Here is a 23,327-nt window from a genome sequence, read left to right as displayed (position 1 = left end):
GCTTTACTCCTGTTTTGCAAGGGTTGGGTCGGTTTGCGTCACGGTGGCAATCTCCGCGGCGCGGTATTGTTTATCCACGATACGCATGAAAGGCAGATACAGCATGGCGCCAATCAGCAGGTTGATAAGCTGCATCACGCTGCCGCTGAGATGCCCCGTGACGATAAACCCGCTGATCACCGGCGGTAACGTCCAGGGGATAAACACCCCGGTGGTCACAGCGACGGCACCCATTTTCATCGCAGCATATTGCACGGTAACCAGGACCAGCGGCACCAGATTGAACGGGATCAGCATGATGGGGTTCATGATAACCGGCAGGCCAAACAGAATCGGCTCGTTGATGTTAAACACCGAGGCCCCCGCGCCGAGACGCGCCACCTCGCGCATGTTTTTGCTGCGGGCAAAAATCAGCATCGCAATCACCAGCGAGAGCGTTGCCCCTGCGCCACCCATCCAGATCATGTCAAAAAACTGTTCGGTGATAATGTGCGGTGGCGTCGTACCCGCCTGAATGGCGGCGATGTTATCGGTCTGGTTCTCCATCCACAGCGGGCGAATGATGCCGTTGATCATTGAGCCGGAGTTAATGCCCACAGACCACAGAATGGTGATGCTGAACACCGTCATCAGCGCGCCGAAATAGGAGGTCCCGTAGTGGCGAACCGGCGTGGCGACCACCTCGTAAATAAACTGGTGAATGGTGTTGTAGTGGGTGTTTTCGAAAATGATGCGGATAATAAGCACCAGAATCATTACCAGCAGGGCCGGGATCAGCGCGGCGAACGACTCCTGCACCGCCGGCGGCACGCCATCAGGCATTCTGATGACCAGCTTTTTGCGCTTCAGCCAGCAGAACAGCTCCGTCCACAGCAGAGAGCCAATCATCGCCACGAACAACCCTTTGCTGCCAATCCACTCCACCGGCATGACCGTGATACCGCCGTTTTCGGCCACTTTGATAAAAGGTGTCAGGATTAAAAAGGCGACCAGAGCCAGAATGCCGCAGGAGATGCGATCTTCGCCGTAGTGTTCAGCCAGGCGAAACGCCACCAGGAAGCTGATAAACAGCGACATGGTTGAGAACACCGCGTTGAACGGAATTTCAATGATGGCACTCCAGCTTTCACCAAATGCCTGAGACATAAACTGCTGATAGGTTTGGTTCGGAAAAGAGGAGATGACCAGCAGAATCGAGCCGACGATGATAAACGGCATGAAGGAAACATAGGCCCCGCGTATGGCGCCCAGATGCCGCTGTTGCGCGGTTTTGGCCGCCAGCGGCATCAGTTTTGCTTCAAGAAATCCCAGAACATTGTTCATTGTGAACTCCGTACAAGATTGAGGGGTGTTGTTATGTTATGTCTGTGGATTATCAGTGAAGCGCGGTGGCTGAAAGGTGAAACAGGTCACAAAGCACTCGCTAAGATATTATAAATCTCATGAGATTGGTTATGGAGTTACAGCGATGGAAATCAAATTGCACGCCAATGCCACCACCACACCGCGGGTCCGTCGCTATCTGCAACAATCCGACAAAAGCGACAGAGAGCTGGCTGCGGAGCTGGGTATTTCCGTGACGACCGTGCGGCGATGGCGCAATCGCGATCGGGTTTCTGACAACCATACGACCCCAAAAGTGATACACAAAGTGATGAGACAAGAGCAGGTTGACCTCGTTAATGCCCTGCGTGATATCACGGGCGCACCGCTGGATGAACTCCTGCTGCTGGTTAATGCGGTGCTGGGGATTTCCGTTTCGCGGGCGACGCTGAACCGTTATCTCCGTCCCGCTTCTGCGAAACGCAAAGGCGTTGAACTTCAGGGGAAAAAAGCTCTAAAGGCAGGCGTTTTACCCACAAAACTGCTGGTGCATCACCAGCCTTTATCGCTGCATATGGATGATGGCGGGGAGCAGCATCTGCTGTGGGGGCGCGAACCGGTGAGCGGCTGGTGTTATGCCCGGCTCTATGCGGGAATTTCATCACAGCTGCTGAATAACTGGATGTGTGAGTTGCTGAACGCCTGTCCGGCTGATATCCAATCTGTTGAGACTTTCGGTTTTGAACCCGACTTACCCGCGGGTGAACCTGTCGTAAAAGTACAGCCGACCAGGCACAAGGCCGTGCAGGTTGCGGTACCGCTCGGCGACATCATTCCACGAGTGAATGCTGTTCCGTTAGGGCAGGTGTTGATCGAGATGTGCGAGTTTTACAATCGGGGCAAAGCGCAGAAAAAGCTGGGAGAGAGCACGCCGCAGGCCTTTCTGGAAGCGCTGCGGCGTAAGGATTAGAGAATCTCGAGCACATCTTCCGGCGGGCGTCCAATACGCGCCTGACCGTTTGCGACCACAATGGGGCGCTCAATCAGTTTCGGATTTTCAACCATCGCCTGAATCAGCTCAGCCTCGGTTAGACGACTGTCATTCAGATTGAGCGACGTATAAAGGTCCTCTTTCTGGCGCATTAGCTCTCTGGCACTGCCCATTCCCAGCATGTGCAGCAGCTGACGAAGCGTCTGTGCATCTGGCGGTGTCTCCAGATACAGCACCACTTCCGGGTCAATGCCGTTCGACTTCAGCAGGCTAAGGGTGTCGCGGCTCTTCGAGCAGCGTGGGTTGTGGTAGATTTTTACCGCGTCTGTCATGACCTGAATTCTCCTTTATTACATCTTCTCGTACGGCTTAAAGCGCTGCTGCAGACCGCGAAGCTGATCGATACGCGCATCGTAACGGGCCTGCTGCAGACTGCCGAGCTTAACCTGTGAACTGGCACTGCTCAGGAGGGAAATCGCCTGATCAAGACGTCCCACCAGGGCAAAGCCTTCGGCGCGTGCCGCAAGCTCCTGATCGCGGTTGCCCAGCTGCGCTTCTGCCTGGGCAAGCAGATCCCAGCCGTTCTGATCGTCTTTATTGTTAAAGGTGTAGCGGTTCAGAATGTTCGCCGCTTCAGCAGGCTGACCACCCTGTAAGTAAGCATTCGCCAGGTTAAGCTGCAGCACCGGGTTAGTCCGCACCTCTTTTGCCCCTTTCAGGCGATTAATCGCATCGGTGGCTTTTTTCTGCCCCAGATCGATATCTGTGGCCAGATCGAGATACCACGGGTTATTCGGATCGGCGGCGAGAAGTGGCTGCAGCGTTTTACGCGCTTCGTCATATTTGCTGGCTTCCATCGCCTGTAACGCCTGGCCATACTGAGCCGCGTTTTTCTCACGCACGTTGCCTTTCGCCAGCGCATCCAGCAGGTCGCTGGTCAGCTGGTTACGCCCGGAATTGTACATGCCAAGCGTTCGCACTTTTGCCATGTAGAAATCCTGCGACGACTGAACCACGACCGGGCGCATCTGGTTGGCACGGTTACGCGCATCCGACAGACGGCTTTCCGGTAAGGGGTGCGTCAGCAAAATTTCCGGTGGACGGGAGGAGTAGCGCGCCTGGTCGAGCAGCTTTTCGAGGAAGCTCGGCATGGCCTGCGGGTCAAAGCCCGAACGTTGCAGCACCTGAATGCCAATACGATCCGCTTCCTGTTCGTTTTGCTGGGTGAAACTGATCATCCCCTGACGTGTTCCCGCCAGCGTACCGGTTAACGCCGCCATCCCGGCCTGCGGGCTGGCCATTGCCAGCAGAATGGAACCCAATGCGCCAACCCAGGTCAGCGGAGCGTTACGCTTCTGGTCTTCCATTGCGCGGGCAAGGTGGCGCTGGGTGACGTGAGAGATTTCGTGCGCCATGACCGAGGCCAGCTGACTTTCATTATCAGAGTAACGGAATAACGCCGAATGCAGCACCACGTTGCCGCCAAAGAAGGCGAAGGCGTTGATTTCGTCATTATTGATTAAATAGAAGTGGAAGGGGGTTTTTACCGAGTTGGCGTGCGCGACCAGGCGCATGCCCAGCCCGTTAATGTACTGAACCAGCAACGGGTCGTTAATCAGTGGCGCGCTGCCACGCAGCTGACGAACGTAATAATCCCCCATCTGCATTTCCTGCCCAATGGAGAGCGTGCTTCCTGCTGTAGTGCCCATGTCCGGCAATGAATCGGACGAGTCAGCGAAAGCTGGCAACACCTGACCGACCGTCAGTGCGGCAATCAGTGTCGCAACCAGTGTTTTTCTCAACTGCCTGAACATAACCACTGTCCTGTATTTGGGATGTGCTAATTTGACCGATGAACCGGCATATCGTTCATCTCCACTGCCCTGCGAGTGTAGCCGTGTTAAGGCATGAAGAAAATCCCATTCATCAGGGTTTTGCGGATCGTGGCAGGGAGACAAAAAGCGAAAGTCTTTTTTGTGACAGTTAGATACAATTCACGTTCTCACTCCCGCCATCCGATTCAGGGAAGGGTTGTATGCTCGAAATGTTAATGCAGTGGTACCGCCGTCGGTTTAGCGACCCGGAAGCCATTGCTTTGTTGGTTATTCTGGTCGCCGGGTTCGGCATTCTGTTCTTCTTCAGCGGTCTTCTCGCCCCCCTGCTGGTCGCGATTGTGCTGGCGTACCTGCTGGAGTGGCCAACGGCGCGTCTGGAAAATATAGGCTGTTCCCGTCGCTGGGCGACCAGTATCGTCCTGGTGCTGTTTGTCGGCATTCTGCTGTTAATGTCGTTTGTCGTTATGCCTGTGGCCTGGCAACAGGGGATTTACCTTATCCGCGATATGCCCGGCATGCTGAATAAGCTTTCTGATTTTGCCGCCACGTTGCCGCGCCGATATCCCGCCCTGATGGATGCCGGGATCATTGATGCGATGGCCGAAAACATGCGCGCCCGCATCATGACAATGGGCGATTCCGTGGTGAAATATTCCCTGGCGTCGCTGGTAGGGTTGCTCACGCTGGCCGTCTACCTTGTCCTCGTTCCGTTAATGGTTTTCTTCCTCGTCAAAGATAAAGAGCAGATGCTGAACGCGGTGCGGCGCATTCTGCCGCGTAATCGCGGGCTGGCCGGGCAGGTGTGGGAAGAGATGAACCAGCAGATCACCAACTACATTCGCGGCAAAGTGCTGGAGATGATTGTGGTGGGTGTGGCTACCTGGATTGGTTTTTTAATTTTCGGGCTTAACTACTCGCTGCTGCTGGCGGTGCTGGTGGGGCTGTCGGTGCTCATTCCCTACATCGGTGCCTTTGTGGTGACCATTCCGGTTGTCGGCGTTGCGCTGTTCCAGTTTGGTCTGGGGACCGAGTTCTGGAGCTGCTTCGCGGTGTACCTGATCATTCAGGGACTGGATGGCAACCTGCTGGTGCCGGTGCTGTTCTCCGAAGCGGTGAACCTGCATCCGTTGGTGATTATCTTATCCGTGGTGATTTTCGGCGGGCTGTGGGGATTTTGGGGCGTGTTCTTTGCCATTCCGCTGGCAACGCTGATCAAAGCAGTGGTTCACGCGTGGCCGGATGTGCCCGCGGTTGAGGATTAGTAGATAGTTGTGCGGCCTGATACCCTCTCCCGTGGGGAGAGGGGCAAATATCAAAAACGGTAACCTGCGTTACCGTATTGCATTTACCGCGTAGGTCGGGTCAGGCGAAGCCGCGGCCCAACGATCAGGCGCTTTGTTTGAGCCAGTTCAGCACCACGTCGTGGTGGTTGCTGGTTTTGAAGTCATCAAACACATGTTCAACTTTACCGTCAGCGTCAATCAGGAAGCTGATACGGTGAATGCCGTCGTAGGTTTTGCCCATAAAGGTCTTCTCGCCCCAGACGCCAAACTGCTCGCATACCTGGTGGTCTTCGTCAGAAAGCAGCGTGAAGTTAAGCAGCTCCTTTTCAGCAAATCGTGACAGCTTTTCTGGCTTATCGGTGCTGATACCCAGCACTTCCACGCCGACTTTTTTCAACTCGTCCATGTTGTCGCGTAAGCCGCAGGCCTGTACGGTGCAGCCCGGGGTCATGGCTTTCGGGTAAAAATAGACCAGAACACGCTGTCCCTGGAAGTCGGTCAAATTTACTTGCTCACCATCCTGGTCAGGTAAGCTAAATTTCGGTGCGATGTCACCGGCTTTCAGTGGGTTCATTACTCAACTCCATCCTGTTCATGCTGCGAATAATTGACGACGCTTATACTGCCTTGCGCGTTTAATTCTGTACAGAGGGCTTTGAACGCTTGCTCGATATTTGACGCATCCTGCGAGGCAGGGCTGTGCGCGGTAATCTGAATAAAAAGGGTGGGAATGGCGCTGCCGTCACCCGGCTGCGTTCGGGAAACGAGTTCGGCAATATTCATCTCATGGCTGTCAAATAACGCGGTGAAGCGCTCAATCAGATGGGGGGAATCGGGGACTTCAACCTGCACCCAGACGGTCGCGGGCAGGGCCGGACGTGGGCGAGCAGTGGTGCGTTTCATCACGATCAGCAAATCCAGCTCCGCACCTTTGAGCGGCAGGGTCGATTCGATAAGGGTAATGGCATTCCATGTCCCGGACAGCAGCATAATAAACGTGAACTCTTCGCCCAGCATAGCCAGACGGCTGTCCTCGATATTACAGCCGCAGCTGCTCACATGGCGGGTGATGGTGTTCACGATACCCGGCCTGTCAGCACCCAGCGCAGTGATAACCAGGTAATGTTGTGATGAGGTTGTCAAACCTGTTCTTCCTTTGCATGGTTAAGTCTTCCTAAGGAAAGCATAAAAAAAACATGCATACAACCGCCTGAGGGCCTCAGGTCGCTTGCTTTTATTACAGTTCCAAACGTACCATTGAGGCTCTTGTTCGCACAGAGGATGGCTCATGTTCACGGGAAGTATTGTCGCGCTTGTTACACCGATGGATGAAAAAGGTAATGTCTGCCGGTCAAGCATGAAGAAGCTGATTGATTACCATGTCGCCAATGGAACCTCGGCGATCGTTTCGGTAGGGACTACCGGTGAATCTGCAACGCTAAGCCACGAAGAGCACGGCGATGTGGTGATGCTGACCCTGGAACTGGCTGACGGGCGTATCCCGGTCATCGCAGGGACAGGCGCTAACGCCACGGCAGAAGCTATCAGTTTGACCAAACGTTTTAACGACAGCGGCATCGTGGGCTGTCTGACGGTGACCCCTTATTACAACCGTCCTACTCAGGAAGGTCTGTTCCAGCATTTCAAAGCCATCGCAGAACATACTGACTTGCCACAAATTCTGTATAATGTGCCGTCCCGTACTGGCTGCGATATGCTGCCGGAAACCGTTGGTCGTCTCTCGAAAGTAAAAAATATTATCGGGATTAAAGAGGCGACAGGGAACTTAAGCCGCGTTCATCAGATCAAAGAGCTGGTTTCAGACGACTTTATCCTGTTGAGCGGCGATGATGCGACCGCACTGGACTTTATGCAGCTCGGTGGCCATGGCGTGATCTCCGTAACGGCGAACGTTGCGGCCCGCGATATGGCTGAAATGTGCAAACTGGCGGCTGCCGGTCACTTTGATGAAGCTCGCGTGATTAATCAGCGTCTGATGCCGTTGCATAATAAATTATTTGTCGAACCCAATCCGATCCCCGTGAAATGGGCGTGTAAGGAGTTGGGACTTGTAGCAACCGATACGCTGCGTCTGCCAATGACACCGATTACCGACCACGGTCGTGAAATTGTCACAGCAGCGCTGAAGCATGCCGGTTTGCTGTAGAGTTTAGGGAGATTTGATGGCTTATTCAGTACAGAAGTCGCGCCTGGCGAAGGTTGCGAGTGTTTCGCTTGTTATGCTGCTCGCTGCCTGTAGTTCAGACTCGCGCTACAAGCGCCAGGTGAGCGGTGATGAATCCTATCTGGATGCGACCCCGCTTGCTGAACTTCACGCACCGGCTGGTATGATCCTGCCGATTCAGAACGGCGATTACAATATTCCCGTGACCAACGGCAGCGGCCTGGTCGGTAAAGCGCTCGATATTCGTCCGCCAGCACAGCCTCTGGCGCTGGTGAGCGGGGCGCGTACCCAGTTCACCGGTGATACGGCGTCGCTGCTGGTTGAAAGCGCCCGCGGTACCACCCTGTGGCCGCAGGTTGTGAGCGTCATTCAGGCGAAAAACTACACCATCGATAAACGCGATGATGCCAGCCAGACCTTAACCACCGACTGGATCGAGTGGAACCGTCTGGACGAAGATCAGCAGTACCGTGGGCGTTATCAAGTCTCCGTTAAACCTCAGGGTTATCAGCAGGCGGTTACCGTTAAGCTGTTGAACCTGGAGCAGGCGGGTAAACCGGTTGCGGATGCCGCATCAATGCAGCGTTACAGCACTGAAATGCTGAACGTGATTGCCGCGGGTCTGGATAAGAACGCCAGCGACGCCGCTAACGCAGCGCAGAGCCGCAACGGCGCGACGTTTGACGTTCAGAGCGGTGCGGATGACACCGGTCTGCCAATGCTGGTTGTGCGTGCACCGTTTAACCAGACCTGGCAGCGCCTGCCAGCGACGCTGGAAAAAGTGGGCATGAAAGTGACCGACAGCACCCGTTCAACCGGTAGCATGACGGCAACCTATAAGCCGCTGTCTGACAGTGCATGGCAGGAACTGGGCGCCACCGATCCACAGCTGGCTTCCGGCGACTACAAGATTCAGGTAGGTGACCTCGATAACCGCAGCAGTCTGCAGTTTATCGATCCGAAAGGCCACACGCTGACCCAGTCGCAGAACGATGCGCTGGTGGCCGTCTTCCAGGCTGCATTCAGCAAATAAATACGAGGGCTGGTTAATCCAGCCCTTTTTATTTTCGTGCTACGCAAACGTGTGCGTGGCATAATATCCCCAGTTTTGAACACCAATCATCACACCAGGAGTAATGAAGATGCAGAAGCAAGCTGAGTTGTATCGTGGCAAAGCGAAGACCGTATACAGCACGGAAAACCCGGATCTGTTGGTGCTCGAGTTCCGCAATGATACGTCAGCAGGGGATGGCGCACGCATTGAGCAGTTCGATCGTAAAGGCATGGTGAACAACAAGTTCAACCACTTCATTATGACCAAACTGGCCGAAGCGGGTATCCCAACCCAGATGGAAGCGCTGTTGTCCGATACGGAATGTCTGGTGAAAAAACTGGATATGGTTCCGGTTGAGTGCGTCATTCGTAACCGCGCAGCAGGCTCCCTGGTGAAGCGTCTTGGTATTGAAGAAGGTATTGAGCTGAATCCACCGCTTTTTGACCTGTTCCTGAAAAACGATGCCATGCACGATCCGATGGTCAATGACTCTTACTGCGAAACCTTCGGCTGGGTGAATAAAGAGAACCTGGCGCGCATGAAAGAGCTGACCTACAAAGCCAACGACGTGCTGAAAAAACTGTTTGATGACGCGGGTCTGATCCTCGTGGACTTCAAACTGGAGTTCGGCCTGTTCAAAGGCGAAGTGGTTCTGGGTGATGAGTTCTCTCCGGATGGCAGCCGTCTGTGGGATAAAGAAACGCTGGATAAAATGGACAAAGACCGTTTCCGTCAGAGCCTGGGTGGCCTGATTGAAGCGTACGAAGCGGTTGCTCACCGTTTAGGCGTTAAGCTCGACTAACTCCCTCATCGCCAAAGGATATGTATATCCTTTGGCGTCTTACCCTTGTTTCCTATGGTAATCTTGCCGTTAACCGCCTACGATCATAGCTATTATTAATGGAATAGTTCGAGGTGGTTATGCGCTGGCAAGGGCGTCGTGAAAGTGACAATGTAGAAGACAGGCGCAGCGATAGCGGCGGCGGTCCTTCAATGGGTGGGCCTGGCTTCCGGTTACCCAGCGGAAAGGGCGGTATTATTCTGCTGATTGTGGTGCTGGTCGCGGGGTACTACGGTGTCGATCTGACCGGTTTAATGACCGGCCAGCCTCTGCAGCAACAGCAGCATTCTGAGCGCTCAATCAGCCCGAACGAGGATGAAGCGGCCAAATTTACCTCCGTTATTCTCGCCACCACAGAAGAAACCTGGGGTCAGCTGTTCGAGAAAATGGGGCGTACCTATCAGCAACCCAAGCTGGTGATGTACCGTGGCGCCACCCGTACCGGATGCGGCACCGGACAGTCGGTGATGGGGCCGTTCTACTGTCCAGCAGACAGCACCGTCTATATCGATCTCTCTTTCTATGATGACATGAAACGCAAGCTTGGCGCTGACGGCGATTTTGCCCAGGGCTACGTCATTGCGCATGAAGTCGGGCATCATGTGCAAAAACTGCTGGGGATAGAACCCAAAGTACGCCAGCTTCAGCAAAACGCCTCTCAGGCTGAGGTAAACCGTCTTTCCGTACGCATGGAACTGCAGGCGGACTGCTTCGCGGGCGTCTGGGGGCACAACATGCAGCAGCAGGGCGTACTGGAATCCGGTGACCTGGAAGAGGCGCTCAATGCCGCGCAGGCTATCGGTGACGATCGTCTTCAGCAGCAGAGCCAGGGCCGCGTCGTGCCGGACAGCTTTACTCACGGCACGTCACAACAACGATACAGCTGGTTCAAACGCGGTTTCGACAGCGGTGACCCGGCGCAGTGTAATACCTTCGGCAAAGCCATGTAATGGTGGCGTGTGAACATCTGATTCGCGAGCTTGAGCACAAAGGTCATCGTCGGCTGGTGGTGCTCAGCGGCGATGAGCAGTGGACATTCACGCAGGCATCAGCCCTGCGTGATGCCTTGCCCGGAGACTGGCTGTGGCTGGCGGATAACGCGTCCAGAGCCATCAGCGGGCTGCTGGGACGCGAGTTCCGGCACGCAATTTTTGATGCCCGCGCCGGGTTTGACGTCTCAGCCTTTGCGGCCCTGAGCGGGACGCTGCGTGCCGGTAGCCTTCTGGTGCTGCTGGCACCGCCCCCTGGCGTGTGGGCGGAGCAACCTGACAGCGATTCTTTGCGCTGGAGTGACAGCGCCGAACCCATCGCCACACCAAATTTTATTCACCACTTTTGCCGGACGATTGCCGAGGATCCTGAGGCGATAGTCTGGCTTCAGCACCAGCCTTTATCGCTCCCTGCACGATCCGACGCCCCTGACTGGCAGCCTGCCAGCGGTGCGCCGCAGCGCGAGCAGGCTGAGATCCTGGCAGCACTCCTGGCCATGAAACGCGGCGTTGTGGCCGTTACGGCCCCGCGCGGACGCGGAAAGTCTGCGCTGGCGGGAATGCTGCTGAGCAGCACGCAGGGCAGTGCCATTGTCACCGCGCCATCAAAAGGTGCGACGGAGGTTATCGCCCGTTTTGCCGGCGAACGTTTTCACTTTATGGCCCCGGACGCGCTGCTGGCCTCTGAAGAGCAGGCCGACTGGCTGATTGTCGACGAAGCCGCTGCCATCCCCGGACCGCTGCTTGAAAAGCTGGTCGACCGTTTCCCGCGCGTCCTGCTGACCACAACGGTGCAGGGTTACGAAGGAACAGGAAGAGGCTTTCTGCTTAAATTCTGTAGCCGGTTCAGCGGGTTGCAGCGGTATACCTTATCAACCCCGGTACGCTGGGCTGCAGGATGTCCTCTTGAGCGGGTCGTTGCCAGCGCACTGCTGTTTGACGATACGCTTATCGATCGCAGCCCAACAGGCGCCATACAGTTGACCTCTCTGGCCCCGGAAGCCTGGGCGAGCAACCCGGCGCTGGCGGCGAGTGTGTATGAGCTGCTTTGTGCGGCACATTACCGCACCTCACCGCTTGATTTACGCCGCATGATGGACGCGCCCGGCCAGCACTTCGCCGTCGCCCAAACGGACTCTGTCATTGCCGGGGCGCTCTGGCTGGTGGAAGAGGGGGGATTAACGGCGCAGCTCAGCCGTGCCGTCTGGGCGGGGTTCCGCCGCCCTCGCGGGAACCTGGTGGCGCAGTCCCTTGCCGCGCATGGCGGCTCCCCGCTGGCGGCAACGCTCAAAGGCCGACGGGTGACCCGAATAGCGGTACATCCTCGTCGTCAACGGGAAGGCATCGGACAGGCACTGATCCGCAACGCAAGCGGCGAGGATTACCTGTCGGTGAGCTTTGGCTATACCGATGAACTGTGGCGTTTCTGGCAGCGATGCGGCTTTGTGCTGGTGCGCATGGGCAGCCATCGCGAAGCCAGCAGCGGCTGTTATACCGCAATGGCCTTGCTGCCGCTCAGCGACGCGGGGCGACAGCTGTGTGAGCAGGCACATCAGCGACTGCGCCGCGATGCGCGCGTGTTATCGGCCCTGAACGGTGAAAAGATCCCGGTGGACGATGGCTGGGAGGCTACCCTTAATAGTGACGACTGGCTGGAGCTGGCGGGCTTTGCCTTTGCCTACCGCGCGTTTTCTACCTCCGTCGCGGCGTTAACACGGTTGCTGCTAAGCGTGGACATGCCGCTGCCCGCCCTGCGCGGGAAAGTGGAGGCGAGAAGTGATGACGCCCGGCTCAGCGCTGAACTGCTTCTTTCGGGGCGAAAAGCGTTACTGGCCAGGCTTCGCAGTGAAACGGCGCAAGCGCTTGAAAGCCTTGAACCTGCACGCTGTCAGCAGCTGAAAGACGACATTTTGCAATGGCAATTTTTTCAATGACTTCTTCAGTAAAGTGGCATGGTCATTCCTCCTGAGAGGCGTAGAATCCAGGCCATCAAATAAGGAGACCGCCATGAAACACGATCATTTTGTTGTTCAAAGCCCTGATAAACCGGCTAAACAGTTACTGCTTCTGTTTCATGGTGTTGGCGATAACGCCGTCAATATGGGCCAGATTGGCAGCTGGTTTGCCCCGATATTTCCGCAAGCGCTGATTGTCAGTATTGGCGGAGTGGAGCCGTGTGGTCCGAACGGACGGCAGTGGTTCTCCGTTCAGGGCGTTACGGAAGAGAACCGTCAGGCACGTATTGACGCCGTCATGCCTGTCTTTATCGACACCGTGCGTTACTGGCAGCAGCAGAGCGGCGTTGGTGCCGATGCGACCGCGCTGATTGGCTTTTCGCAGGGGTCTATCATGTCCCTGGAGAGCGTAAAAGCGCAGCCAGGCCTGGTGTCGCGTGTGATTGCTTTTAACGGGCGCTTTGCGACGTTACCGCAACGCGCGACGACGCAGACCACGATCCATCTGATCCACGGTGGTGAAGACCGCGTGATTGAACTTTCGCATGCGGTTGCCGCGCAGGAAGCGCTGATCCGCGAAGGCGGGGATGTGACGCTGGATATTGTAGACGATCTGGGGCACGCGATTGATGACCGCTGCATGCAGTTTGCGCTCGATCATCTGCGTTATACCGTACCGAAGCACTACTTTGATGAAGCGCTCAGCGGTGGCAAGCCAAATGACGATGATATCGTCGAGTTTATGTGATGTAGCCCCCTCTCCCACAGGAGAGGGGACAGAGAATCACTTCTTCTGGTCTTTCTTCGGCCAGTCGTCATCATCGTCCCACTTATCGTTAAAATCACGATGCGGTGGAAGATCCGGTTTGTTGGCGAGAAACTTTTTGTGATCAACGCGCTTAAGATCTTTAATGACGTTAAGTAACACGCCGACCAGAAACACTAACACCAGAATCCACCAGTACTTTGAAAGCCAGTCCATTCGCTATTCCTCTCAGAGCGTTCGTCAGGCGACGAGTTGCTCCATAATTCGTTGATACATACGGGCCAGCAGCTGCAAATCAGCAGCATTCACACATTCATTTATTTTATGAATGGTTGAGTTCACCGGCCCCAGTTCGACAACCTGGGCCCCCATCCGGGCAATAAAGCGTCCGTCTGAGGTGCCACCTGTCGTCAGCAGTTGTGGCTTAATTTCATTATAGTGCTCGATGGCGTTCACTACCGCATCCACCAGTTTGCCGCGCTGGGTCAGGAACGGCTGGCCAGAAAGCCACCAGTCCACGGTGTAACGCAGATTGTATTTTTCCAGCAGCGCGATAACGCGCGCTTTGATCATCTCATCGGTCAGTTCAGTGCTGAAGCGGAAGTTAAACTGGACAAAGAAATCACCCGGGATCACGTTGTTGCTGCCGGTACCGGCCTTCAGGTTTGCAATCTGCATGCTGGTCGGCGGGAAGAACTCATTGCCTTTATCCCACTCGATGGTCACCAGTTCATTCAGCATCGGTGCCGCGCGATGGACCGGGTTATCGGCCAGGTGTGGATAGGCAACGTGCCCCTGAACGCCATGAAGGGTCAAATTGCAGGTCAGCGAACCACGGCGACCATTTTTGACGACGTCTCCCACCACTTCCGTACTGGACGGCTCGCCGACCAGGCAGTAGTCGAGACGCTCATTGCGGGCCATCAGCGCCTCAACGACCTTCACGGTGCCGTTATGGGCGCTGGCTTCTTCGTCAGAGGTGATCAGAAACGCGAGGCGGTTTCTGTGGTTCGGATGTTGGGCAACGAAGCGCTCTGCCGCCACGACCATCGCCGCCAGCGAGCCTTTCATGTCTGCCGCACCGCGCCCGAACAACATGCCATCGCGGATGGTCGGTTCAAACGGCGGGTTGATCCAGCGATCCGCATCACCTGCGGGAACGACGTCGGTATGTCCGGCAAAGGCCAGCGTTTCGCCCTGACCGCGCCACGCCCAGAAGTTCTGGGTGTCGCCAACGTCCATGCGTTCAACGGTGAAACCGATGGCACGCAGGCGCTCAATCATTAATGCCTGACAACCTGCGTCGTCCGGGCTAAGGGAGGGACGGCGAATAAGCTGCTGAGTCAGCTCAATGACCGGGCATGACATAAACTACACCTCAACGAAAAAAGTCGGAATAAAGGGTTTCACTGAAACCCAGCAGCATAGGCTGCCCGGGCGCGCAGAGCAATGGGCGTTTGATGATTGCCGGCATTTCGAGCATCAGTTTGGCGGCACTGTCGGCGTCGGTGATGCCAGCCCGGACGGCTTCATCCAGTTTACGCCAGGTGGTACCACGGGTATTCAGCAGCGCCTCCCAACCCAGTTCCTTGATAGCGGTATGCAGAAATTCTGCATCAAGCCCGTCAACGCGATAGTCATGGAAACGGTACTCCACGTTGTTTGCTTCCAGCCAGCGGCGTGCTTTTTTGATGGTGTCGCAATTTTTAATGCCGTACATCACAACCATGGTGAATCCTTTTGTTCTTATGATGATTAAATGTTCAGTAATTTCGAAGATATATCCTTAAGTGGAATATAACACATTCAGGAATTGTCTTGATTTACACTTCTTCTTAATTCAACTCACAACTGTACGCTGAATATTCTTTCATCATTTAAGCATAGATGTCCATAAGACCGAAAATGCTAATGAACTCAGGCGGTAATTTAAATCTCACCTGCCTGTATGGTTATTTCAAAATATTGCTGAGCGTCACACAAAATTTAAGGCCCTGCGTTCATATTTATCATAAATCCCTGACAGTAGCGGGGTACAATCACAGCGATAGGTTAGACGGTCTTCACAATGATGATACGTTTTCGTAGAATGCGCATAATAATAAGAGAGGTAGTTATGATTGAACGTGAACTGGGGAACTGGAAAGATTTTATCGAAGGCATGCTTCGTAAATGACATTCAGTAAGAATTGCAAGAGCACTTAAATAAGTAAAATAACCATAGTGTGAATTAATCACACACCCTAAAAGGCGGCCCTGAGAGCCGCCTTTTTTATTACGCACTATTATTCAGGACGTTCCTTTAGCGGGAAGCGGCGACGCACCAGCACAAAGAACAGCGGCACAAAATAAATGGCCAGGACGGTTGCCGAAATCATGCCCCCCATCACCCCTGTACCTACCGCATGCTGGCTGCTGGAGCCCGCACCGGTGCTGGTTGCCATCGGTAATACCCCAAAGACAAATGCCAACGACGTCATCAGGATCGGACGCAAGCGCTGACGGCAGGCGTGCAGTGTGGCCGCCATCAGCTCGTGGCCTTTGGCATTCATCTCGTTGGCAAACTCAACAATCAGGATCGCGTTTTTCGCCGACAGGCCGATCACGGTGAGCAGCCCTACCTGGAAGTACACATCATTCTCCAGACCGCGCATCCAGGTCGCCAGCAGCGCACCGATGACGCCAAGCGGCACCACCAGCATGACCGAGAACGGAACGGACCAGCTTTCATACAGCGCGGCAAGACAGAGGAAGACCACCAGCAGGGAAAGCGCGTAAAGCGCAGGCGCCTGTGCCCCGGAGAGCCGCTCCTGATAAGACATCGCCGTCCACTCCAGCCCAAATCCGGCAGGCAGCTGTTGCACCAGTTTCTCCATGGTGTCCATGGCGGTACCGGTACTGACGCCCGGCGCGGCTTCACCGACGATTTCTACCGCCGAATAGCCGTTATAGCGTTCCAGACGCGGCGAACCACTCTCCCAGTGCGACGAGGCGAACGCCGAGAACGGCACCATCCCGCCTGCGTTATTACGAACAAACCAGCGGTTAATATCATTCGGCAACATACGGAACGGCGCGGCGGACTGGACATACACTTTTTTCACACGCCCACGATCCATAAAGTCATTCACATAGCTTGAGCCCCAGGCCGTCTGCAGGGTGTCGTTAATGTCGTCGATGGAAACACCCAGAGCCTGCGCCTTACGCTGATCAATATCCACCTGCAGCTGCGGGCTGTCATCCAGGCCGTTATGACGAACGCGGGTCAGGTCAGCGTCTTTGCCCGCCAGCGCTAACAGCTTATCGCGCGCCGCCATCAGCGCCGTGTGGCCTGCACCGGCGTGATCCTGCAGCTCCATGTCAAACCCGGCAGAACTGCCCAGCCCGCTAATGGCCGGTGGGCTGCTGGCAAAGACGCGCGCTTCGTTGATCTTAGTAAAAGCGTGGGTTGCGCGTTCAATGATGGCCGACGCGGTCCCCGTTTTTGTGTCGCGCTCGTCCCAGTCCTTCAGGCGTACAAACATACGGGCAACGTTCTGCCCGTTACCGCCCGGGCCAGAGCCCACGGTGGAGAAGACCGACACCACATTATCTTTCTCCTGGGTGAAGAAGTACTGTTCGACTTTTTCGACCACTTTCAGCGTCTGCTGCTGCGTCGCGCCGCTCGGAAGTTGCACGGAGGTGGTGAACATTCCCCGGTCCTCCATTGGCAGGAACGAGGTAGGCAGATGCAGGAATAGCCAGACCATTCCACCCAGCAGCACTACGTAAATCAGCATCCAGCGCAGGCTGCGGTGCAACACTTTACCGACGGCGGATTCATAACGCGCGGCATTGCGGTTAAACATGCGGTTAAACCAGCCGAAGAACCCTTTCTGACCATGCTGCTCGCCTTTGTGCAAAGGCTTAAGAAGGGTAGAGCAGAGCGCAGGGGTCAGGATCAGCGCCACCAGTACCGAAAGCACCATTGCCGAGACGATGGTTATCGAGAACTGGCGGTAAATGGCGCCGGTTGTGCCGCCAAAGAAGGCCATCGGGATAAAGACCGCCGAAAGCACCATGGCGATGCCGACTAACGCGCCCTGTATTTGCCCCATCGATTTACGCGTGGCCTGGCGCGGGGAAAGGCCTTCCTCGCTCATGATGCGCTCGACGTTTTCAACCACCACGATGGCGTCATCCACCAGAAGGCCAATTGCCAGCACCATTGCAAACATCGTCAGCGTGTTGATGCTGTAGCCAAACGCGTAAAGCACCGCGAAGGTGCCCAGCAGGACCACGGGGACGGCTATGGTCGGGATCAGCGTCGCCCGGAAGTTTTGCAGGAACAGGTACATGACCAGGAAGACCAGCGCGATGGCTTCCAGCAGGGTCTTCACCACATCCTCAATCGACGCTTTAACGAAGGAGGTGGTTTCGTAGGCGACTTTGTATTCAAGGCCGTGAGGGAAATAGTTCGACAGCTCGTCCAGGCGGTCTAACACCAGTTTCGCCGTCGCCATTTCATTTGCGCCGGAGGCCAGTTTAATCCCCAGGCCGGAGGCGGGATTACCGTTAAAGCGGCTCAGGTAGTCGTACTTTTCCGCGCCCATTTCCACCGTGGCGACATCGCCCAGCCGCACTTCTGAACCGTCCTGATTCACGCGCAGGGTGATGTTGCGGAACTGGTCCGGAGTCTGAAGCAGCGATTGCGAGTTAATGGTGGCATTCAGGGCTTGTTTTTCGACGGAAGGCGTTCCTCCCAGCTGCCCTACGGCAATCTGGGCGTTCTGCGACTTGATGGCGTCCGTCACGTCAGTCGCCGTCATCTGGAAGCTGTTCAGCTTGTCAGGATCGAGCCAGATGCGCATTGAATATTGTGACCCGTAGGCGTCGATATCCCCTACGCCGTTAATACGGCTGAGCGGGTCCTGAATGTTACTGGCAACGTAGTCCGCAATATCCTGCTTATCCATGGAACCATCAGTGGAGACAAACGCGATGGTCAAAATATTGGTATCCCCCGTTTTACGTACGGTAACGCCCTGATTTTGCACTGCCTGCGGCAGTTTTCGCATGGCTGACTGCAGCTGATTTTGTACCTGCTGCACCGCTTCGTCCGGGTCAGTCCCGGCCGTAAAGCTCAGGGTCACCGTTGCCTGGCCCGTGGCACTGCTTTGTGAGGACATGTACATCAGGTTATCCAGACCCGTCATGTTCTGCTCGATAACCTGCGTCACGGTATTTTCCAGCGTCTGTGCCGAGGCGCCGGGATAGTTTGCTGTGACACGCACGTTAGGAGGTGCCAGATCGGGGTATTGCTCAACGGGAAGTGAAGTAATGGCCAGGACACCTGTCAGACACAACAGAATGGCAAGTACCCAGGCAAAAATGGGGCGATCGATGAAAAAATTCGCCATGAAAAATTGACCTCGTTTTGCTGCACGTCATTATTGTTTATTGCCCGCACCACTTTAGCGGCAAGACGAAGACCAAACGTGGAGAAATAAAGGAGATAATGTAAATTATCATGCGCGTTTCTCTGCGCTGCCCCCTTTACGGTTATTTACCTGTTAACGCCAGCGACGAAGGGAATGTCACGCTCACCTGCGTTCCCCCATTTTGTGGCTGCGAAAAGTGCAGGGTACCGCCGAGCCGTTCCGCGCGTTCACGCATAATATTCAGCCCGTAATGTCCCGGCGGCTCGCTGGCTTCGCCAATCCCGATGCCATTGTCGCGAATGCTCACGCTGTGCGTGCCGTCCACGGCGGTGATACAGCTTACGGTGATCTCGCTGGCCTGCGCGTGCTTGATTGCGTTCAACACCGCTTCACGCACGATCTGCAGCAGATGCACCTGCTTTTGTGCGTCAAGGGCCAGCGAGGAGAGGCGACAGTCAAGATGCAGCTTTGCCTGCGTCTGGCTCTGCAGGCCGTCGAGTGACTCCTGAAGGGCTGCCGGCAGGTTAGCGTGGTTGAGCGTCAGGCGGAAGGTGGTGAGCAGCTCGCGAAGCTGATGCCAGGCATTGTTAAGCTCGCGGGAGAAGTCGGTGATGATGGTCTGCGCCGGGGCATTCTCTTGCGGTACGGCACGCTTAAGCAGCGCAAGCTGGATCCGCAAATACGACAACACCTGCGCGAGGGAATCATGCAGTTCGCGGGCAATCGTCGCGCGCTCTTCCATCAGCAGCAACTGCTGGTAATGCTTTTGTGCCTGGTTGAAGTAAAGCCCGCGCCCGAGCATTGTCGCCACGCTTCTCATCAGCGGAAGCGGGACGCTGTCCGTCTCGCTCTGCCAGCGCAGCTCGCCGTAGAGCGTGTCCTGCATCAGCACCGGCAGGTTTTGCAGCGGCATGTCGGCTGCCTCACTCCCTTCACACAGACGCCAGTCGTCGCTGGTCCGTAACTCCAGATAATTCATCCGGGTGTATTCATGGACGATTTGCAATATATGCCGGAAACAGTGGCTGTCTATCTGTCCGGTGTTGAGCGCCTGCGAACATTTGAACAGCATTTCGAGCTGCTGATGCGCCTCGTTCAGGTGCCGGGTCTTTTCCGCAACCGAATCTTCAAGCGAGCGATAGAGGGTGTGTAACTCCGCCGACATATGGTTAAAGGCGCGGGACAGCTGACCGAGTTCATTCGGCAAAGCGGTATCCGGTGCCGGGGTATCAAATTGTCCCCGTTCAACGCGTTCGCTTGCGGCGACCAGATTGTTGAGCGGCAAGACCACCTGGCGACGGATGCGTCGCAGGGTAAACACCGTCAGCAGCAGGATCCCCAGCGCGCCAGCCAGAGAGAGCAGGGTCACCGTCTGAATTTTATGTTCGGTATAGTGCTGAAGGGCGAGCACAAAGGCATCAATACGGCCAACAAAATCTTCGATATGGGTTTGATACCACACGAGATCGCCGTGGGCGATGTGCGTATCCATCTCCTGCCAGGCCAGATGCAGCTGCTGGTAGCGCTGTTTGACATCGTCCGGCACGTACCAGCGGTTCAGCTTTTGGAGTGCAGGTGCGCTCAGGGTGTGTTGCCAGTGTTGGCGATGCTGTGTCAGGGAAGGGCTATTGCGCTGCATCTCATAGCCCAGCCGGTAACTCTGCATACGCAGTGAACCCGCAATATTGATGGCTTCGGCGTCACGCTGGCTGCTGGCAAGCGTCAGCAGCGCGACGGTGCTGGTCAGAACGGATAACACAATCATCGAAAAGAAAGCCCAGGCCAGGCTTGCGGAAACAGGGCGTTTAACGGTCACAGAACGGCTTCCTGAATAAAATTGATCTGCCACAGGTTCACTGGAAATAGTTTGGCATTCCGGGCAATTGAACATTGCCTGACGACGCTGTGATGAGTAAATACCATATTCATACAAAGAATAAGGTTATTGAACCAAAAACAGGTGTCGTTATGAATCGTTTTATTATGGCTAACAGCCAGCAATGTATTGGGTGCCATGCCTGCGAAGTTGCCTGCGTAATGGCGCATAATGATGAGCAACATGTCCTGAGCGAGCGCCATTTCCATCCCCGTATTACGGTCCTTAACTCTGGCGCGCAGAACAGCCCCGTCACCTGTCACCACTGTGAAAATGCCCCGTGTGCACTCAGTTGCCCGAACGGCGCCATCAGCAAACGCGATGACAGCGTACAGGTGAATCAACAAAAATGCATCGGTTGTAAAGCCTGCGTGGTTGCCTGTCCCTTCGGCACAATGGAGATTATCGTTACGCCGCTCGACAACGGCAGTGCAAAAGCCGCGGCGTATAAATGCGATCTCTGCCTGACCCGCCCGCAGGGCCCGGCCTGTATTGAAAATTGCCCGGCAGATGTGCTGACGCTGGCGACGCCTGACGTGCTGGATAACCTGGCAAAATCGCGCCGTCAGCGCACCGCCAGGCTGGAGGCGCAACCCTGGCACAGTGAGGCAGTCAGCGAGGAGACGGCACCCACCAAACTGCAGCAGATGCACAACACACCGCCACGCGGCGAGCCCGACAAACTGGCTGCCGAAGAGCGGGTTGGCCATTTCAATGAAATATACCTGCCGTTTCGGACCGAACAGGCCAGACGCGAGGCATCGCGCTGCCTGAAATGCGGGGAGCACAGCATATGTGAATGGACCTGCCCGCTGCACAACCACATTCCGCAGTGGATTGAACGGATTAACGCCGGTGACATCCTCGGCGCGGTTGAACTTTCTCATCAGACCAACTGTTTACCTGAAATTACTGGCCGGGTCTGCCCGCAGGACAGGTTATGTGAAGGTGCCTGCACCGTGCGCGATGCGTCAGGGTCAGTGACCATTGGCAACATCGAGCGCTACATCTCTGACCAGGCGCTGGCGCTGGGCTGGCGACCGGATATGTCTGGCGTTTCTTCGGTGGGAAAACGCGTCGCGATTATCGGCGCGGGGCCTGCCGGACTGGCATGCGCGGATGTGCTGGTGCGCAGCGGGGTGAGCGTAACGGTCTATGACAGGCATCCCGAAATCGGCGGCTTGCTGACCTTCGGCATTCCGGCCTTTAAGCTGGATAAATCCCTGCTCGCACGACGCAGAGAGATTTTTACTGCGATGGGGGTTCACTTCGAGCTGAACTGCGACGTGGGCAGCGATGTATCGTTGTCTCAGTTGCAAACAGATTACGACGCCCTGTTCATTGGCGTGGGAACCTATCGTTCGATGAAAGCGGGCATCCCCCATGAAGATGCGCCGGGCGTCTACGATGCACTGCCGTTCCTGGTGGGGAACACGCGCCACGTCATGGGGCTGGACGCGACGGCCAACGAACCGTTTATCGACACCCGTGGGCTCAACGTGGTGGTGCTGGGCGGGGGCGATACCGCAATGGACTGCGTGCGCACCGCGTTACGTCACGGCGCGGCAAAAGTCACCTGCGCCTATCGCCGGGATGAAGCCAATATGCCGGGCTCGAAAAAAGAGGTGAAGAATGCGAAAGAAGAGGGAGCCGCATTTGAATTTAACGTCCAGCCCGTTGAATTGACCCTTGCTGCTGACGGCAAGGTTAACGGCATCCGGATGCTGCGCACCCGGATGGGAGAGCCGGATACGCAGGGGCGTCGTCGACCCGTCCCGGTGGAGGGCAGCGAGTTTGCCATGCCGGCCGATGCGGTGATTATGGCTTTTGGTTTTAACCCACATGCCATGCCCTGGCTGGAGAGTCAGGGCGTCAACACCGATGACTGGGGGCGAATCATTGCCTCGGTGGAAAGCCGCTATCGTTACCAGACGTCTAACCCGCAAATTTTCGCCGGCGGTGATGCGGTGCGCGGCGCTGATCTGGTGGTGACGGCGATGGCGGAAGGGCGTCATGCGGCGCGGGGGATCCTCGACTGGCTTGAGGTCAGTGTGCCGAAAACGCACTAAACCAGGCGGGCGACAAAGCGGGTTTCACGGCGTACTATAGGAAGACTCATTGTGTCGTGGAGCCCGTATGACCCTGAAAATTGACGTTATCAAAGACAAAATCCTTTCTGAAAACTACTTTGTCCTGCGTAACATCACTTACGATTTAACCCGTAATAACGGTGAAGTGATCCGCCATAAACGCGAGGTCTATGACCGCGGCAATGGTGCCACCATTTTGCTCTATAACCGTGAAAAGCAGAGTGTGGTGCTGATCCGTCAGTTCAGGGTAGCAACATGGGTCAATGGCAACCCTGACGGAAGGTTGATTGAAACCTGTGCGGGCCTGCTTGATGACGACGAGCCGGAAGTGTGTATCCGCAAAGAGGCCGTCGAAGAGACTGGCTTTGAAGTGGGAGAGGTCAAAAAGGTCTTCGAGCTGTTTATGTCTCCTGGCGGCGTGACGGAAATCGTCCACTTCTTCATCGCGGAATACAGCGATGCGCAGCGTACTCACCGCGGCGGTGGCGTGGAAGATGAAGATATTGAAGTGCTGGAGTTGCCGTTTTCCCGGGCGCTGGAGATGATGCATGCCGGGGAAATCAGGGATGGTAAAGCTGTGATATTACTACAGTATCTTCAAACGACCGGGCTGATGAACGCCTCTTTCGAACGGTGATAGATTGTATTTCGGATAAATCTATCCGATAAATCCGATTGAGCAACCCGGGCGGGAACACGAAGATACAGCCCAGTTAAGC

At 55.7% G+C, this 23,327-nt stretch carries 21 protein-coding genes; 11 read left to right on the top strand and 10 right to left on the bottom strand.

Features of this window, described 5'->3' with window-relative positions; translation table 11 throughout:
* Positions 1–3: 3 nt before the first annotated feature.
* On the bottom strand, positions 4–1,323 hold the full coding sequence (gene celB, locus HV242_RS16860; protein WP_014171124.1) for a PTS cellobiose transporter subunit IIC: 1,320 nt from the start codon (positions 1,321–1,323) through the stop codon (positions 4–6).
* Positions 1,324–1,468: 145 nt separating this feature from the next.
* Between celB and HV242_RS16855 the strand changes: the two genes are divergently transcribed.
* The gene (locus tag HV242_RS16855) at positions 1,469–2,293 is read left to right on the top strand and encodes a helix-turn-helix domain-containing protein (protein ID WP_050737161.1); all 825 of its coding nucleotides are present in this window, start codon (positions 1,469–1,471) and stop codon (positions 2,291–2,293) included.
* Here HV242_RS16855 and arsC read toward each other — a convergent pair.
* On the bottom strand, positions 2,290–2,646 hold the full coding sequence (gene arsC / locus HV242_RS16850) for an arsenate reductase (glutaredoxin) (RefSeq protein ID WP_047356597.1): 357 nt from the start codon (positions 2,644–2,646) through the stop codon (positions 2,290–2,292). The two genes, HV242_RS16855 and arsC, sit on opposite strands and share 4 nt — an antisense overlap.
* Positions 2,647–2,664: 18 nt before the next feature.
* Positions 2,665–4,128, bottom strand: a complete 1,464-nt coding sequence (bepA, locus tag HV242_RS16845) for a beta-barrel assembly-enhancing protease (RefSeq protein ID WP_020883065.1) — start codon at positions 4,126–4,128, stop codon at positions 2,665–2,667.
* Positions 4,129–4,349: 221 nt separating this feature from the next.
* Here bepA and HV242_RS16840 point away from each other — a divergent pair, with 221 nt between their 5' ends.
* Entirely contained in the window at positions 4,350–5,411 is a 1,062-nt protein-coding gene (locus HV242_RS16840) for an AI-2E family transporter (protein WP_047356596.1), read from the top strand.
* A 124-nt stretch (positions 5,412–5,535) separates the two neighbouring features.
* On the opposite strand, the gene bcp is transcribed toward HV242_RS16840, so the two are convergent.
* The gene (gene bcp / locus HV242_RS16835) at positions 5,536–6,006 is read right to left on the bottom strand and encodes a thioredoxin-dependent thiol peroxidase (protein ID WP_014171119.1); all 471 of its coding nucleotides are present in this window, start codon (positions 6,004–6,006) and stop codon (positions 5,536–5,538) included.
* Positions 6,006–6,575, bottom strand: a complete 570-nt coding sequence (locus tag HV242_RS16830) for a glycine cleavage system transcriptional repressor (RefSeq protein ID WP_047356595.1) — start codon at positions 6,573–6,575, stop codon at positions 6,006–6,008. Before HV242_RS16830 ends, bcp begins: the two co-directional genes overlap by 1 nt.
* A 145-nt stretch (positions 6,576–6,720) precedes the next feature.
* On the opposite strand from HV242_RS16830, the gene dapA reads away from it, so the two are divergent.
* From dapA to ypfH, 6 genes are all read left to right on the top strand, one after another.
* A complete protein-coding gene (gene dapA / locus HV242_RS16825; RefSeq protein WP_014171117.1) occupies positions 6,721–7,599 on the top strand; it encodes a 4-hydroxy-tetrahydrodipicolinate synthase in 879 nt (292 codons plus the stop codon).
* 16 nt (positions 7,600–7,615) lie between these two features.
* On the top strand, positions 7,616–8,650 hold the full coding sequence (gene bamC / locus HV242_RS16820) for an outer membrane protein assembly factor BamC (protein ID WP_020883067.1): 1,035 nt from the start codon (positions 7,616–7,618) through the stop codon (positions 8,648–8,650).
* Positions 8,651–8,759: 109 nt separating this feature from the next.
* The gene (gene purC / locus HV242_RS16815) at positions 8,760–9,473 is read left to right on the top strand and encodes a phosphoribosylaminoimidazolesuccinocarboxamide synthase (RefSeq protein WP_008501631.1); all 714 of its coding nucleotides are present in this window, start codon (positions 8,760–8,762) and stop codon (positions 9,471–9,473) included.
* Between the two features lie 119 nt (positions 9,474–9,592).
* On the top strand, positions 9,593–10,462 hold the full coding sequence (gene ypfJ / locus HV242_RS16810) for a KPN_02809 family neutral zinc metallopeptidase (RefSeq protein WP_020883068.1): 870 nt from the start codon (positions 9,593–9,595) through the stop codon (positions 10,460–10,462).
* Positions 10,462–12,435, top strand: coding sequence for a tRNA(Met) cytidine acetyltransferase TmcA (locus HV242_RS16805; protein ID WP_050737160.1), 1,974 nt, complete (start codon positions 10,462–10,464; stop codon positions 12,433–12,435). The genes ypfJ and HV242_RS16805 overlap by 1 nt, the downstream gene beginning before the upstream one ends.
* Positions 12,436–12,508: 73 nt before the next feature.
* A complete protein-coding gene (gene ypfH, locus HV242_RS16800; protein WP_047356593.1) occupies positions 12,509–13,204 on the top strand; it encodes an esterase in 696 nt (231 codons plus the stop codon).
* Positions 13,205–13,240: 36 nt separating this feature from the next.
* Here the strand turns inward: ypfH and HV242_RS16795 are convergent, their stop codons facing one another.
* Genes HV242_RS16795 through HV242_RS16785 form a run of 3 tightly spaced genes read right to left on the bottom strand, consistent with a single transcriptional unit; the run spans position 13,241 to position 14,951 of the window.
* Entirely contained in the window at positions 13,241–13,438 is a 198-nt protein-coding gene (locus HV242_RS16795) for a YpfN family protein (RefSeq protein WP_014171111.1), read from the bottom strand.
* A 24-nt stretch (positions 13,439–13,462) separates the two neighbouring features.
* A complete protein-coding gene (gene dapE, locus HV242_RS16790; protein ID WP_047356592.1) occupies positions 13,463–14,590 on the bottom strand; it encodes a succinyl-diaminopimelate desuccinylase in 1,128 nt (375 codons plus the stop codon).
* Between the two features lie 10 nt (positions 14,591–14,600).
* Positions 14,601–14,951, bottom strand: a complete 351-nt coding sequence (locus HV242_RS16785) for an ArsC family reductase (protein ID WP_050737159.1) — start codon at positions 14,949–14,951, stop codon at positions 14,601–14,603.
* Between the two features lie 387 nt (positions 14,952–15,338).
* On the opposite strand from HV242_RS16785, the gene ypfM reads away from it, so the two are divergent.
* A complete protein-coding gene (gene ypfM, locus HV242_RS16780) occupies positions 15,339–15,398 on the top strand; it encodes a protein YpfM (RefSeq protein WP_015572204.1) in 60 nt (19 codons plus the stop codon).
* Between the two features lie 109 nt (positions 15,399–15,507).
* Here ypfM and acrD read toward each other — a convergent pair whose 3' ends face one another.
* Both acrD and narQ read right to left on the bottom strand, forming a co-directional pair.
* Positions 15,508–18,621 carry a multidrug efflux RND transporter permease AcrD gene (gene acrD / locus HV242_RS16775; protein ID WP_020883072.1) on the bottom strand — a complete coding sequence of 1,038 codons (3,114 nt, stop codon included), beginning with the start codon at positions 18,619–18,621 and terminating at the stop codon, positions 15,508–15,510.
* Between the two features lie 142 nt (positions 18,622–18,763).
* The gene (gene narQ / locus HV242_RS16770; protein WP_047356590.1) at positions 18,764–20,458 is read right to left on the bottom strand and encodes a nitrate/nitrite two-component system sensor histidine kinase NarQ; all 1,695 of its coding nucleotides are present in this window, start codon (positions 20,456–20,458) and stop codon (positions 18,764–18,766) included.
* Between the two features lie 152 nt (positions 20,459–20,610).
* Between narQ and aegA the strand changes: the two genes are divergently transcribed.
* Both aegA and nudK read left to right on the top strand, forming a co-directional pair.
* Entirely contained in the window at positions 20,611–22,587 is a 1,977-nt protein-coding gene (aegA, locus tag HV242_RS16765) for a formate-dependent uric acid utilization protein AegA (protein ID WP_047356589.1), read from the top strand.
* Positions 22,588–22,654: 67 nt separating this feature from the next.
* The gene (gene nudK / locus HV242_RS16760; RefSeq protein ID WP_020883075.1) at positions 22,655–23,245 is read left to right on the top strand and encodes a GDP-mannose pyrophosphatase NudK; all 591 of its coding nucleotides are present in this window, start codon (positions 22,655–22,657) and stop codon (positions 23,243–23,245) included.
* The last annotated feature ends 82 nt before the right edge of the window (positions 23,246–23,327 follow it).

Origin of the sequence: Enterobacter sp. RHBSTW-00593 (assembly GCF_013784105.1) — a bacterium.
Classification (GTDB): domain Bacteria; phylum Pseudomonadota; class Gammaproteobacteria; order Enterobacterales; family Enterobacteriaceae; genus Enterobacter; species Enterobacter ludwigii.
The sequence above is the reverse complement of the archived record's forward strand: the minus strand, read 5'-3'. Positions and strand labels throughout refer to the sequence as shown.

Coding starts and splice junctions, on each gene's coding strand:
- celB (WP_014171124.1), bottom strand. CDS start 1,323: ATGAACAATGTTCTGGGATTTCTTGAAGCAAAACTGATGCCGCTGGCG.
- HV242_RS16855 (WP_050737161.1), top strand. CDS start 1,469: ATGGAAATCAAATTGCACGCCAATGCCACCACCACACCGCGGGTCCGT.
- arsC (WP_047356597.1), bottom strand. CDS start 2,646: ATGACAGACGCGGTAAAAATCTACCACAACCCACGCTGCTCGAAGAGC.
- bepA (WP_020883065.1), bottom strand. CDS start 4,128: ATGTTCAGGCAGTTGAGAAAAACACTGGTTGCGACACTGATTGCCGCA.
- HV242_RS16840 (WP_047356596.1), top strand. CDS start 4,350: ATGCTCGAAATGTTAATGCAGTGGTACCGCCGTCGGTTTAGCGACCCG.
- bcp (WP_014171119.1), bottom strand. CDS start 6,006: ATGAACCCACTGAAAGCCGGTGACATCGCACCGAAATTTAGCTTACCT.
- dapA (WP_014171117.1), top strand. CDS start 6,721: ATGTTCACGGGAAGTATTGTCGCGCTTGTTACACCGATGGATGAAAAA.
- bamC (WP_020883067.1), top strand. CDS start 7,616: ATGGCTTATTCAGTACAGAAGTCGCGCCTGGCGAAGGTTGCGAGTGTT.
- purC (WP_008501631.1), top strand. CDS start 8,760: ATGCAGAAGCAAGCTGAGTTGTATCGTGGCAAAGCGAAGACCGTATAC.
- ypfJ (WP_020883068.1), top strand. CDS start 9,593: ATGCGCTGGCAAGGGCGTCGTGAAAGTGACAATGTAGAAGACAGGCGC.
- HV242_RS16805 (WP_050737160.1), top strand. CDS start 10,462: ATGGTGGCGTGTGAACATCTGATTCGCGAGCTTGAGCACAAAGGTCAT.
- ypfH (WP_047356593.1), top strand. CDS start 12,509: ATGAAACACGATCATTTTGTTGTTCAAAGCCCTGATAAACCGGCTAAA.
- HV242_RS16795 (WP_014171111.1), bottom strand. CDS start 13,438: ATGGACTGGCTTTCAAAGTACTGGTGGATTCTGGTGTTAGTGTTTCTG.
- dapE (WP_047356592.1), bottom strand. CDS start 14,590: ATGTCATGCCCGGTCATTGAGCTGACTCAGCAGCTTATTCGCCGTCCC.
- HV242_RS16785 (WP_050737159.1), bottom strand. CDS start 14,951: ATGGTTGTGATGTACGGCATTAAAAATTGCGACACCATCAAAAAAGCA.
- acrD (WP_020883072.1), bottom strand. CDS start 18,621: ATGGCGAATTTTTTCATCGATCGCCCCATTTTTGCCTGGGTACTTGCC.
- aegA (WP_047356589.1), top strand. CDS start 20,611: ATGAATCGTTTTATTATGGCTAACAGCCAGCAATGTATTGGGTGCCAT.
- nudK (WP_020883075.1), top strand. CDS start 22,655: ATGACCCTGAAAATTGACGTTATCAAAGACAAAATCCTTTCTGAAAAC.